Here is an 11,800-nt window from a genome sequence, read left to right on the forward strand (position 1 = left end):
GCGAATCCAAAGGAACTGCCATGACCACCTGCGGCGAATTCCTCGTCAAGCAACTCGAAGCCTGGGGCGTCGACACCGTGTTCGGCATCCCCGGCGTGCACACCGTCGAGCTCTATCGCGGCCTGCCGGACAGCGGCATCCGCCACGTCACCCCGCGCCACGAACAGGGCGCCGGCTTCATGGCCGACGGCTACGCGCGCGTCACCGGCAAGCCGGGCGTGTGCTTCATCATCACCGGCCCGGGGATGACCAACATCCTCACCGCCATGGGCCAGGCCTACGCCGACTCGATCCCGATGCTGGTGATCTCCAGCGTCAACGAGCGCTCGCGCCTCGGCCACGGCAACGGCTACCTGCACGAACTGCCCAACCAGCGCGCCATGACCGCCGGCGTCAGCGCCTTCAGCCACACGCTGATGAGCGTCGAGCAACTGCCCGCCGTGCTGGCCCGCGCCTTCGCCGTGTTCGACAGCGAGCGCCCGCGCCCGGTGCACATCGAGCTGCCGCTGGACATCATCACCGCCCCGGCCGACCACCTGAAGATCCAGCCGCGCGTACAACTGCCCCGCCCTGCCCCGGCCCTGGCACAGCTGCGCGAAGCGGCGACCAGGCTGCGCACCGCGAAGAAGCCGCTGCTGCTGCTCGGCGGCGGCTGCGTCGAGGCCCAGGCCGAAGCCCGCGCCCTGGCCGCCGCGCTGGACGCGCCGACCGCGCTGACCATCAACGCCAAGGGCCTGCTGCAGCCGGACCATCCGCTGCTGATCGGCAGCAACCAGTCGCTGGTGCCGGTGCGCCAGCTCGCCGAAGAGGCCGACGTGGTGCTGGCCATCGGCACCGAACTGGGCGAGACCGACTACGACGTGGTGTTCGACGGCAACTTCCGCATCGGTGGCGAACTGATCCGAATCGACATCGATCCGCAGCAACTGGTGCGCAACTTCGTGCCGAGCATCGCCATCCACAGCGACGCCCGCCTGGCCATGCGCGTGCTGCTGGCGGACCTGCCGGCCGCCGAAGCCCGCCCGGACAGCCCCGGCGCCCGGCGCGCGGCTGCCGTGCGTGCGCAGTTGGCGGAGGACTTCTCCGGCTGGGCGCACTACCGCACGCTGTTCGACAGTATCCTCGAGGTGCTGCCGGAGGCGCGCTTCGTCGGCGACTCCACGCAGACCGTGTACAGCGGCAACCACCTGGTCGAACTGGACGGCGCGCGCCGCTGGTTCAACGCCTCCACCGGCTACGGCACCCTCGGCTACGGCCTGCCGGCAGCCATCGGCGCGAAACTTGGCGATCCGTCGCGCCCGGTGATCAGCCTGATGGGCGACGGCGGCCTGCAGTTCACCATGACCGAACTGGCCAGCGCGGTGGAAGCCAAGGTCGGCATCATCGTGTTGCTGTGGAACAACCACGGCTACGGCGAGATCAAGCGCTACATGGAGCGCCGCGAGATCACGCCGCTGGGTGTGGATATCTACACCCCGGACTTCCTCGCCATCGCCCGTGGCTTCGGCTGCGCCGCCGAACGCGCCCGCGACCATGCGCATCTGCAGGAACTGCTGCGCAATGCACCGGCGGATCGACCGCTGATCGTCGAAGTGCTGGAGGCGGCGCCGTTCGCGCCCTGAGTGGAAGCCGGCACCCTTTCCTCCAATGAGCGAGGGTGCCACCTTGTAGGAGCGCGCCATGCGCGCGAATCGCGGGCATGGCCCGCTCCTACAGGTTCCCGACTGGAACAAGGACCGGCTCCATGAAAATCGTCACCCGCGACCAGTGGTTCGAGATCCGTCACTGCTACGACGGCATCGCCCTGATCCACGAGCCGTACATCCGGCCCTTCTACCGCTGCAACATGTGGCATATCCAGGGCCGTGACCGCGACCTGCTGATCGACAGCGGCTCCGGCCTGGTCAGCCTGCGCGAGCAACTGCCCTGGCTCACCGAACGCCCGCTGCTGGCCGTCGCCAGCCACACCCATTTCGACCATATCGCCGGCCACCACGAATTCGCCGAACGCCTGGTGCATCCCGCCGAAGCCGACATCCTCGCCTCCCCCGACAACCGGCGCACCCTGGCCGACCTGTGCATCGGCGACCCGATGTTCGACGCCCATCCGGATTGCCCGCTGTGCTACGCCGAATACGCCATCAAGGCCGCCCCGGCGACGGGCACGGTCGAGGATGGCGACGTGCTGGACCTGGGCAACCGCGTGCTGGAAGTGCTGCACACCCCCGGCCATTCACCGGGCGGCATCAGCCTGTGGGAAGCGGCGACGCAGACGCTGTTCTCCGGCGACATCATCTACGACGGCCCGCTGGTGGAAGACGCCTACCACTCCAACCTCGACGACTACGCCAGAAGCCTGGAACGCCTGCGCGCATTGCCGGTGCGCACGGTGCATGGCGGGCATTTCCCGAGTTTTTCCGGAGAACGCTTGCGGGAAATGATCGACGAGTGGTTCAGCGCGCACAGGTCGTAGGAGCGGGCCATGCCCGCGGCCCACGATTTCGCGGGCATGGCCCGCTTGTACAAAAATCGGACGCCCAAACGCAACCTACCCGCATATAGCGGGCAGGAAGTTGGCATTGGTACAGCTGGATATCAGCGGCGGCGCTGCCTTTCGGAGGGGATTGGGATGGGTTGCAACCGCGGAGGCTCGATCAGACCGAGCGTGACTCCGATTTTCCACGCCAGAGCTTGCAGCCAGAGTTTCATGGTTGACCCCCTTTGAGGAGAGTGAAGTGGGTGGCCCCTTTCTTAAGAAAGAGAAGGGGCCACCCTCGGAAAGAGTAGCCCGGCGTCCCACTCTCCGCCCGTGCCACTCATTCCTTGAAACAAAGCTTACGGGCTGTAGGGATTTTCCTGCCTGACCTGAATCAAGCGCGGCCCAGGTTGTTCGCCAGAAACCGGCGCACCCACTGTTCGCTGCTGACCAGAGTTATCCCCAGCAGCACCAGCACGGCGCCGGCGATGAAATTGAACGTCAGCGGCTCGTCCAGCAGCAGCACACCGAAGGTGACGCCGAACAGCGGCGTCATGAAGGAAAACACGCCGATGTTCGACGCCAGGTAGCGGCGCAGCAGCCAGAACCAGGCGAAGTAGCTGAAGAACGACACCAGCACGCCCTGGAACAGCACGCTGCCCACGCCCAGCGGTGTCAGCCGAACCTTGCCGACGTCGCCGATCGCCACGGCCACCAGCAGCAACAGGATCGCCGCGACGAACAGCTGGTAGAACAGCGTCAGGCTCGGCGGCGCCTCGGACAACCGGGTGGTCCGCACCACCACCGTGGTGAAGCCCCAGGCCGCGCCGCCCAGCACGCCCAGCGCGTCGCCGAGCAGCATGCGCCGGTCCATGCTGGCGAAGTCCATGCCGCCGCCGAAGGCCACCGCCACGCCGCCGAAGCACACGGCGATCCCCAGCCACTGCAGGGACCGCAGGCGTTCGCTGGGCAGCAGGAAATGCAGCGCGAGTGCCGAAAAGATCGGCGCGGTATAGAGGAACACCGCCATGTGCGAGGCGGTGGTGTACTGCAGCCCGAGGGCGATGAACAGGAACTCCAGGGCGAACAGCACGCCCGCCGCCAGCCCGGCGCCCAGCGTGCCGTGCCGCATTCCCTCCCAGCCGCCGCGCCAGCACATCAGCAGGCCGACCAGCAGCGCGGCGATGGCCGAACGGCCGACCGCCTGCATGATCGGCGCGATGTCCGGGGCGGCCATCTTGATCATCACCTGCTGCATGCCCCAGATGATGCAGAGCACGACCATCAGTTGCAGGAGGAATCCATCGGCGCCCTTGCGTACTGCACTCATGGGCGCCTCCATGGACGGAAGGCGGACGACGGCTGGCACTCGAAGCAGGCAGGCATGGTCAGGCTCGGCAGAAGACGGGCAAGGCGCCCAGGAATGTGGAGGATTATCGACAATCGCGGGGCATGGATGCCAACGGCAATCCGACATCCACGGCTTCGGAACCGGCACCGGCCGGGGGAACTATGCTTGACGAACGGCTGACGGAGGGAAAAAGCGATGCTGTTCATCACCGTGAAGATCACCAAGCCGGACGACACCAACTTCATTCTCGGCCAGACGCATTTCATCAAGTCGGTGGAAGACATCCACGAGGCGCTGGTGGGCGCGGTGTCCGGCATCCGCTTCGGGCTGGCCTTCTGCGAGGCGTCCGGCCCCTGCCTGGTGCGCTGGTCCGGCAACGACGACGCGCTGGTCGAACTGGCGAAGAAGAACGCCCAGGCCATCGGCGCCGGCCACTCCTTCATCCTGTTCCTCGGCGACGGCTACTACCCGCTGAACGTGCTGAACACCCTGAAGATGGTGCCCGAGGTGTGCCGCATCTACTGCGCCACCGCCAATCCGACCGAAGTGCTGCTCGCCGAGACCGACCAGGGCCGCGGCATTCTCGGTGTGGTGGACGGTTTCGGCCCGAAGGGTATCGAGGGCGACGCGGACATCGCCGCGCGCAAGGACCTGCTGCGCAGGATCGGCTACAAGCTCTGATCCGCAGGGGCGTCGGCGCTGTCGCTCTCGGCGGTGATATCCAGCAGCTCGAACCAGTCCTCGCCCAGCGTCTCCATCGGATGCATGGTGCGGCTGGAGCCGTTGCCGCAGGCCATGTTGCTCGCCGGGCAGTACTTGTCGCAGCCCCAGCAGATGCGCTCGGGATGTTTCGGCAGAAGGGGGAATTTCTTGGCCATGGGGACGTCCTGCGGAGTGGGTGGACTCTTCCACAGCCTAACGACCATCCCCGGGGCACATCTTGATTCGACGCAAGGCTTATGCAGCCGTCCGTCGCCGCCCCGGCAGCGGCGCGCAGGATCGGCTGCAAGCCGTGAGGCTCAGCCGGCCCGCTCGCGGGCCAGGCGACTGCGCCGCCAGGCCGCCGGCGGTGCGCCGTACTCGCGGCGGAAGGCGCGGCTGAAGGCGGTATCGGTCTGGTAGCCGACGTCCTCGGCGATGCGCGCCAGCGGGGCGTTGCTGCGGCTGAGCAGGTTGGCCGCGAGCAGCATGCGCCAGCGGGTCAGGTAGTGCATCGGCGAGCTGCCCACCATCGTCTGGAAGCGCTCGGCCAGCACCGAGCGCGAGGTGCCGGCGCTGCGCGCCAGTTCGTCCAGCGTCCAGGGATGCGCCGGCTGCCGGTGCAGGGAATTCAGCGCGGCACCGACGATGCGGTCGCTGACACCGGCCAGCCAGCCGGTCCGCCCCTCGCCCTGCTCGTGCATGTACAGGCGCAGGACCTCGATGAACAGCACCTCGGCCAGCTTGGCCAGCACCCCGGCGCCGCCCGGCCGCGGCGAACGCGCCTCGTCCAGCGCGTAGCGCACCGAGGACTCCAGCCAGAGGCCCGCGCTGGAGCCGCGCACATTGACCTTCACCAGCGGCGGCAGCCCTGCCAGCAGCATTTCCGCGAGCCGCGCATCGCAGGCCAGGTAGCCGCACACCAGGCGCGTCACCGCCCCGCCGCCGCCATAGGACAGCTGGCGCGGCCGGCGCGACAGCACCGTTTCCAGCTGCGCGCCGCGGGCCGGCGGCAGGCCGGGCTGGGAGGTCATGCGATGGGCGTCGCCCTGGGGGAAGAGCACCGCATCGCCGGCCACCAGGCGGATGGCTTCCCCGCCCAGTTCCACGTGGCACTCGCCTTCGGTGATCAGATGGAAGATCACCACACGCTCGGCGCCGGGCTCCAGCAATGGCGCCACCGTGTCGGCGCGCGGCGACTGGTAGCACCAGGGCGCGGTGAAGCGTGCGTTGATGAAGATCGCCCCGATCAGGCGCACCACACGCAGGGTTTCCGAGAGCGCGTCCATCAGCGGTCTTCGACCGCGATGTCCACCCGCACCGGCAATGGCGCTTCCAGCGCGCAGGACACCGGCGACAGTTCCTGGCTCCGCTGCACCAGTTCGCGCAAGCGTTGCGCCGGGACGTCGCGCCCCGCGCGCACCAGCCAGCCCGGCGTCACCCCTGCGCCGGCACCGCCCAGCGCAGGCGCCAGATCGGTGCGCAATTGCAGGCCATCGACGTGGCTGGCGAGCGTGCTCACCCCGCCCGTCCAGCGCGCCGTCGCCGGCGCATCGTCATGCAACCCCGCCTCGGGACGCTGCTGCAGCAACGTCTCCACCCGCCGCAACGCGGCGCGAATGTCCTCGGTCGCCATGCCCGCTCTCCCGGCCCGCCGGAATCCCTCCATCTTGAGCGCGTCCCCGCGCCTCGCCTAGATCACCGCCGCGCCGGGCCGGATGAATGGCGGGCCGTTTCGACATCCGGTCGCCGGACGCTGGGATAGGGATCGCCGACGCTCAGGCAGGACTGCGGCCGGCGCCGGCGCAATAATCCGCCGCCATGAGGGCTTTCACCCACCGGGCGCCCCGCGTGCCCTTCAACTGCCTCAATGGAGGTCGTCATGCCGAAGTACGTCATCGAGCGTGAAATTCCGGGAGCCGGACAGCTCTCGGAGAGGGATCTGAAAGCCGCCTCGCAGAAGTCCTGCCGGGCGCTCGCCCAACTGGAGGGGCAGGTGCAATGGCTGCACAGCTACGTCACCGACGACCGGCTGTACTGCGTGTACATCGCACCGAACGAGGAGCTGGTCCGGGAGCATGCGCAGCTCGGCGGTTTCCCGGCGAACCGAATCTCCCAGGTCCGCTCGATCATCGACCCCACCACGGCGGAATGACGCCGGCCAATGTCCAGGCCGGGCGCCCGCCCGGCAATGTGGAGGCATGCCCCAATGAACAGCCCACTCGACCTCAACGCCCTGAAAACCCGCCAGATGGCCGCCTGGTCCAGCGGCGACTACGCGGTGATCGGCACCACCCTGCAGATCGTCGGCGAACTGCTGGCCGAAGCCTGCGACCTGCGCTGCGACGAAGCGGTGCTCGACGTCGCCGCCGGCAACGGCAACGCCACCCTGGCCGCGGCCCGTCGCGGCTGCCGGGTGACGTCCAGCGACTATGTGCCCGCCCTGCTCGAACGCGGCCGGGAGCGCGCCCAAGCCGAGCGCCTGGAGGTGCATTTCCAGGAGGCCGACGCCGAGGCCCTGCCCTTCGCCGACGCCAGCTTCGACGCCGTGCTGTCGACCTTCGGCGTGATGTTCACTCCCGACCAGGCCAGGGCGGCCGGCGAGCTGGCACGGGTCTGCCGCCCGGGCGGACGCATCGGCCTGGCCAACTGGACGCCGGAAGGCTTCATCGGCCAGGTGTTCAGGACCCTCGGCCGCCACCTGCCGCCAGCGCCCGGCGCGCAACCGCCGGCGCTGTGGGGCACCGAGGCGCACCTGAGCGAACTGTTCGGCGACCGCGCGGCGTCGATCGCCGCCACGCGGCGCCTGTTCAACTTCCGCTACCGCTCGGCTGCCCACTTCATCGAGGTGTTCCGCACCTGGTACGGGCCGCTCCACAAGGCCTTCGCCGCCCTCCCCGGCGAGCAGGGCGCGGCGCTGGAGGGCGATCTGACCGAGCTGCTGAACGGCCTGAACCGCGGCGGCCCGGATTCGCTGGTGGTGCCCAGCGAGTACCTGGAAGTGGTGATCACCCGCCGTTGAGCCGGGATGCGCTCCCGCCCCGGGGCGGGAGCGCATGCTCCATCATTCGGCAGCGAAGCAGTACAGCAGGCCGGCCCCGCCGGTCGCCGTGAGCGCCTCGCTGCTGCAGCCGCGCGAGGGGTGCGAGGAGTTCCACGACTTGGCCGGCGCGTCGTCGCGCAGGCCGATGCGGTCGTGGTGGCCGACCTGCGCCGAACCTTCGTCGCTGCTCGTCCAGTTGCGGCAGGTGTGGTCCTCGCTGCCGGGGAAGGCGGTGCCGTCGGACTGCGAACCGGTGAGGATGTCGTGCTGGTTCGGCGTGTCGCCGCGGCCCTTGATCTCCTGGCCGTGCTCGTCCAGCGCGGTCTGCTTGTTCAGGTTGTTCTCGGCGTGGAGATTCGCGACATCCGTGGCGATCACCACGCCCTTGGCGTTCTGCCACGGCCCCTTGCCGATGCGGTCGCGGGCGTTGATCGCGGCGGTGCCGTTGGCAGCGTTGGTGCTCAGGTAGGCGCGCCAGGTGTGCTTGTCGGCACCGACCGAGGCGGCCAGTTCCTGGCAGTACTTGTCGGCGCCGGCCAGGCCGCCGAGATCGGCGCCCTTGCCCGGGCCATGGCTGGTGACGAAGAAGGTCATGTCGGCCTGGCTGGCGAAACTGCAGGACATCGCCAGCAGGGCGGCGGGTAGGGCGAGGCGAAGAGTCGACTTGCGCATGGTGGTCCTCCTGCGGGAAAACACCCCCCTGTCTGGAGTGTTTGAGCCTAGCCCCGCACTGGCGCCACGGCCAGAAACGAAAACGCCCCCGAAGGGGCGCCCGTCATCGTCAACCGCGCGAGAGGAACCTCATCCCCTCCTCCAGCCCGGACAGGGTCAGCGGATACATCTGCTCCTTCACCAGTTCCTTCACCAGCTTGGTGGAATGGGTGTAGCTCCAGGTGTCCTTCGGGTAGGGGTTGATCCAGATGAGCTTCTTGTACTTCTCCATGAAGCGCTGCATCCAGACGTAGCCGGCTTCCTCGTTCCAGTGCTCGACGCTGCCGCCGGGCTGGGTGATCTCGTAGGGCGCCATCGCCGCGTCGCCGACGAACACGATCTTCCAGTCCGGCCCGTACTTGTGCAGCAGGTCGAAGGTGGCGGTGCGTTCGCTGCTGCGGCGCAGGTTGTTCTTCCACACCGACTCGTAGATGAAGTTGTGGAAGTAGTAGTACTCCAGGTGCTTGAACTCGGTCTTGCACGCGGAGAACAGCTCCTCGCAGACCTTCACGTGGGCGTCCATCGAACCGCCGATGTCCAGCAGCAGCAGGAGCTTCACCGTATTGCGGCGTTCCGGGCGCATCTGGATGTTGAGCAGGCCGGCGTCCTTCGCCGTGTGGTCGATGGTGCCATCGATGTCCAGCTCTTCCGCCGCGCCTTCGCGGGCGAACTTGCGCAGGCGGCGCAGGGCGATCTTGATGTTGCGGGTGCCCAGCTCGACCTGGTCGTCGAGGTTCTTGTACTCGCGCTGGTCCCAGACCTTCACCGCCCGCCCCTGGCGCTTGCCGGCGTCGCCGACGCGGATGCCCTCGGGATTGAAGCCGCCGGAGCCGAACGGACTGGTGCCGCCGGTGCCGATCCACTTGTTGCCGCCGGCATGGCGCTCCTTCTGCTCCTCGAGACGCTTCTTGAATTCCTCGATGAGCTTGTCCAGGCCGCCGAGGGACTGGATCTGCGCGCGCTCCTCGTCGGTCAGCATGCGTTCGAACTCCTTGCGCAGCCATTCCTCGGGAATCAGCGCCTGGAGGTAGTCGTCGAGCTTCTGCAGACCGTTGAAGTAGGCGCCGAAGGCGCGGTCGAACTTATCGAAATGGCGCTCGTCCTTCACCATGATGGTGCGGGCGAGGTAGTAGAACTCGTCCATGTCGGCGAACACCACGCGGTGCTTCAGCGCATCGATCAGGTCGAGCAGCTCGCGCACCGACACCGGCACCCTGGCCGCGCGCATTTCGTTGAACAGGTTGAGCAGCATGGCTGCACCCTCTCTAAAGCACATGCCCCTGTAGGAGCGAGCTTGCTCGCGAACCTTGCAGACTCGCCAAGAGCTTCGCGAGCAAGGACTAGGCGTCCCCCTCGCTCCTACGAAGAGCAGATCCGGTGATCAGCGCGAAGCGCGGCGGCTCATGAACGCCAGGCGTTCGAGCAGTTGCACATCCTGCTCGTTCTTCACCAGCGCCCCGGCCAGTGGCGGGATGGCCTTGGTCGGGTCGCGCTCGCGCAGCACGGCCTCGCCGATGTGGTCGGCCATCAGCAGCTTCAGCCAGTCCACCAGCTCGGAGGTGGAGGGCTTCTTCTTCAGGCCCGGCACCTTGCGCACGTCGAAGAAGATGTCCAGCGCCTCGCTGACCAGCGATTCGCTGATCTTCGGGTAGTGCACGTCGACGATCTTCTGCAGGGTCTCGCGGTCGGGGAAGGCGATGTAGTGGAAGAAGCAGCGGCGCAGGAAGGCGTCCGGCAGTTCCTTCTCGTTGTTCGAGGTGATGATGATGATCGGGCGCTGCGTGGCCTTGATGGTTTCGTTGGTCTCGTAGACGAAGAACTCCATCCTGTCGAGTTCCTGCAGCAGGTCGTTGGGGAACTCGATGTCGGCCTTGTCGATCTCGTCGATCAGCAGGATCACCCGCTCCTCGGCCTCGAAGGCCTCCCAGAGCTTGCCCTTCTTGATGTAGTTGCGCACGTCGTGGACCTTGTCCACGCCCAGCTGCGAGTCGCGCAGGCGGCTCACCGCATCGTATTCGTAGAGGCCCTGGTGGGCCTTGGTGGTCGACTTGATGTGCCAGGTGATCAGCCTGGCGCCGAAGGACGCTGCCAGTTGTTCGGCCAGCATGGTCTTGCCGGTACCCGGCTCGCCTTTCACCAGCAACGGGCGCTGCAGGGTGATGGCGGCGTTGACCGCCAGTTTCAGGTCGTCGGTAGCGACGTAGGACTGGGTACCTTCGAACTTCATCGGGAAAATCCTCGAGCGGTGTCGGCCGGGTACGCGCCCGGGCAGGGAAAATTCTTTGAGTGAGCCTCGGACTATAACGCGGCGGCTGCGCGTCTGTGAACGCAGGCAAGGTATTCAGTCATTGAATGGTCATTCGAATACCAGCCGGACACGGCCGACGAACGGTAGCGGATCGCCGCGCCTGCCGATCGACTTTCCGCCGCTGGACGCACGCGCGCCCTGGGAATAGGCTGCTTGATCAACTTCCCGCGACAAGGACATCCCATCATGAGCCGCATCTACGCAGACAACGCGCAGTCCATCGGCAACACGCCGCTGGTCCAGATCAATCGCATCGCCCCGCGCGGCGTCACCATCCTGGCCAAGATCGAAGGGCGCAACCCCGGTTATTCGGTGAAGTGCCGGATCGGCGCCAGCATGATCTGGGACGCCGAGTCCAGCGGCAGGCTCAAGCCCGGCATGACCATAGTCGAGCCGACCTCGGGCAATACCGGCATCGGCCTGGCCTTCGTCGCCGCGGCGCGTGGCTACAAGCTGATCCTCACCATGCCCGCCTCGATGAGCCTGGAGCGGCGCAAGGTGCTCAAGGCCCTCGGCGCCGAACTGGTGCTCACCGAACCGGCCAAGGGCATGAAGGGCGCGATCGCCCGGGCCGAGGAAATCGTCGCCGGCGATCCGGCGAAACACTTCATGCCGCAGCAGTTCGACAACCCGGCCAACCCGGCCATCCACGAGAAGACCACCGGCCCGGAAATCTGGAACGACACCGACGGCGCGGTGGACGTGCTGGTCTCCGGGGTCGGCACCGGCGGCACCATCACCGGGGTTTCCCGCTACATCAAGAACACCAGGGGCAAGCCGATCCTCTCGGTGGCGGTGGAACCGGTCAGCTCGCCGGTGATCAGCCAGACCATCGCCGGCGAGGAGCCGAAGCCCAGCCCGCACAAGATCCAGGGCATCGGCGCCGGCTTCGTGCCGAAGAACCTCGACCTGTCGCTGGTCGACCGGGTGGAAAAGGTCACCGACGACGAGGCCAAGGCCATGGCCCTGCGCCTGATGCAGGAAGAAGGCATCCTCAGCGGCATCTCCTGCGGCGCCGCCATGGCCGCCGCGGTGCGCATCGCCGAGGAGCCGAACATGCAGGGCAAGACCATCGTCGTCATCCTGCCCGACTCCGGCGAACGCTATCTGTCGAGCATGCTCTTCGAAGGCCTGTTCGACGACCAGGACCTGCTGCAGTAACTCCCTCCAGGCCGCGCGTCACGAGGCGCGCGGCCGTTGTTATGAGTTGAT

Annotated in this window: 14 protein-coding genes; 6 read left to right on the top strand and 8 right to left on the bottom strand. The window is 67.3% G+C overall.

The window, feature by feature from the left end; all coding sequences use genetic code 11:
• The first annotated feature begins 20 nt into the window (after nucleotides 1-20).
• Together BLR75_RS13550 and BLR75_RS13555 are read left to right on the top strand one after the other, a co-directional pair.
• A complete protein-coding gene (locus BLR75_RS13550; RefSeq protein WP_084309605.1) occupies nucleotides 21-1,622 on the top strand; it encodes a 5-guanidino-2-oxopentanoate decarboxylase in 1,602 nt (533 codons plus the stop codon).
• A 122-nt stretch (nucleotides 1,623-1,744) separates the two neighbouring features.
• Entirely contained in the window at nucleotides 1,745-2,473 is a 729-nt protein-coding gene (locus BLR75_RS13555; RefSeq protein ID WP_084309604.1) for an MBL fold metallo-hydrolase, read from the top strand.
• Between the two features lie 122 nt (nucleotides 2,474-2,595).
• Here the strand turns inward: BLR75_RS13555 and BLR75_RS27260 are convergent, their stop codons facing one another.
• Together BLR75_RS27260 and BLR75_RS13560 are read right to left on the bottom strand one after the other, a co-directional pair.
• Complete coding sequence (locus tag BLR75_RS27260) at nucleotides 2,596-2,709, bottom strand: PA1414 family protein (RefSeq protein ID WP_304363055.1); 114 nt, start codon at nucleotides 2,707-2,709, stop codon at nucleotides 2,596-2,598.
• Nucleotides 2,710-2,870: 161 nt separating this feature from the next.
• Nucleotides 2,871-3,806 (bottom strand): DMT family transporter, encoded by a 936-nt coding sequence (locus tag BLR75_RS13560; protein ID WP_084309603.1) that lies wholly within the window; start codon nucleotides 3,804-3,806, stop codon nucleotides 2,871-2,873.
• 216 nt (nucleotides 3,807-4,022) lie between these two features.
• Here BLR75_RS13560 and BLR75_RS13565 point away from each other — a divergent pair, with 216 nt between their 5' ends.
• A complete protein-coding gene (locus tag BLR75_RS13565; RefSeq protein WP_084309602.1) occupies nucleotides 4,023-4,508 on the top strand; it encodes an adenosine-specific kinase in 486 nt (161 codons plus the stop codon).
• Here the strand turns inward: BLR75_RS13565 and BLR75_RS13570 are convergent.
• The 3 genes from BLR75_RS13570 to BLR75_RS13580 all read right to left on the bottom strand — a co-directional run bounded on the left by BLR75_RS13570 (nucleotide 4,496) and on the right by BLR75_RS13580 (nucleotide 6,162).
• Nucleotides 4,496-4,705, bottom strand: a complete 210-nt coding sequence (locus tag BLR75_RS13570) for a DUF3079 domain-containing protein (protein WP_084309601.1) — start codon at nucleotides 4,703-4,705, stop codon at nucleotides 4,496-4,498. The genes BLR75_RS13565 and BLR75_RS13570 overlap by 13 nt on opposite strands.
• Before the next feature lie 141 nt (nucleotides 4,706-4,846).
• Nucleotides 4,847-5,815: an AraC family transcriptional regulator gene (locus BLR75_RS13575; protein ID WP_084309600.1), complete on the bottom strand. Its 969-nt coding sequence runs from the start codon at nucleotides 5,813-5,815 to the stop codon at nucleotides 4,847-4,849.
• A complete protein-coding gene (locus BLR75_RS13580) occupies nucleotides 5,815-6,162 on the bottom strand; it encodes a hypothetical protein (RefSeq protein WP_084309599.1) in 348 nt (115 codons plus the stop codon). Before BLR75_RS13580 ends, BLR75_RS13575 begins: the two co-directional genes overlap by 1 nt.
• Before the next feature lie 246 nt (nucleotides 6,163-6,408).
• On the opposite strand from BLR75_RS13580, the gene BLR75_RS13585 reads away from it, so the two are divergent.
• Both BLR75_RS13585 and BLR75_RS13590 read left to right on the top strand, forming a co-directional pair.
• Nucleotides 6,409-6,681 (top strand): DUF4242 domain-containing protein, encoded by a 273-nt coding sequence (locus BLR75_RS13585; RefSeq protein WP_084309598.1) that lies wholly within the window; start codon nucleotides 6,409-6,411, stop codon nucleotides 6,679-6,681.
• A 54-nt stretch (nucleotides 6,682-6,735) separates the two neighbouring features.
• The gene (locus BLR75_RS13590) at nucleotides 6,736-7,548 is read left to right on the top strand and encodes a class I SAM-dependent methyltransferase (RefSeq protein ID WP_084309597.1); all 813 of its coding nucleotides are present in this window, start codon (nucleotides 6,736-6,738) and stop codon (nucleotides 7,546-7,548) included.
• 42 nt (nucleotides 7,549-7,590) lie between these two features.
• On the opposite strand, the gene BLR75_RS13595 is transcribed toward BLR75_RS13590, so the two are convergent.
• The 3 genes from BLR75_RS13595 to BLR75_RS13605 all read right to left on the bottom strand — a co-directional run bounded on the left by BLR75_RS13595 (nucleotide 7,591) and on the right by BLR75_RS13605 (nucleotide 10,507).
• On the bottom strand, nucleotides 7,591-8,241 hold the full coding sequence (locus tag BLR75_RS13595) for a hypothetical protein (protein ID WP_084309596.1): 651 nt from the start codon (nucleotides 8,239-8,241) through the stop codon (nucleotides 7,591-7,593).
• A 109-nt stretch (nucleotides 8,242-8,350) separates the two neighbouring features.
• On the bottom strand, nucleotides 8,351-9,532 hold the full coding sequence (locus BLR75_RS13600; protein WP_084309595.1) for a vWA domain-containing protein: 1,182 nt from the start codon (nucleotides 9,530-9,532) through the stop codon (nucleotides 8,351-8,353).
• A 129-nt stretch (nucleotides 9,533-9,661) separates the two neighbouring features.
• Entirely contained in the window at nucleotides 9,662-10,507 is an 846-nt protein-coding gene (locus tag BLR75_RS13605) for an AAA family ATPase (protein WP_084309594.1), read from the bottom strand.
• A 267-nt stretch (nucleotides 10,508-10,774) separates the two neighbouring features.
• Between BLR75_RS13605 and cysK the strand changes: the two genes are divergently transcribed.
• Nucleotides 10,775-11,749, top strand: coding sequence for a cysteine synthase A (gene cysK / locus BLR75_RS13610; protein WP_084309593.1), 975 nt, complete (start codon nucleotides 10,775-10,777; stop codon nucleotides 11,747-11,749).
• The last annotated feature ends 51 nt before the right edge of the window (nucleotides 11,750-11,800 follow it).

Source organism: Pseudomonas jinjuensis, assembly GCF_900103845.1.
Classification (GTDB): Bacteria; Pseudomonadota; Gammaproteobacteria; order Pseudomonadales; family Pseudomonadaceae; genus Pseudomonas; species Pseudomonas jinjuensis.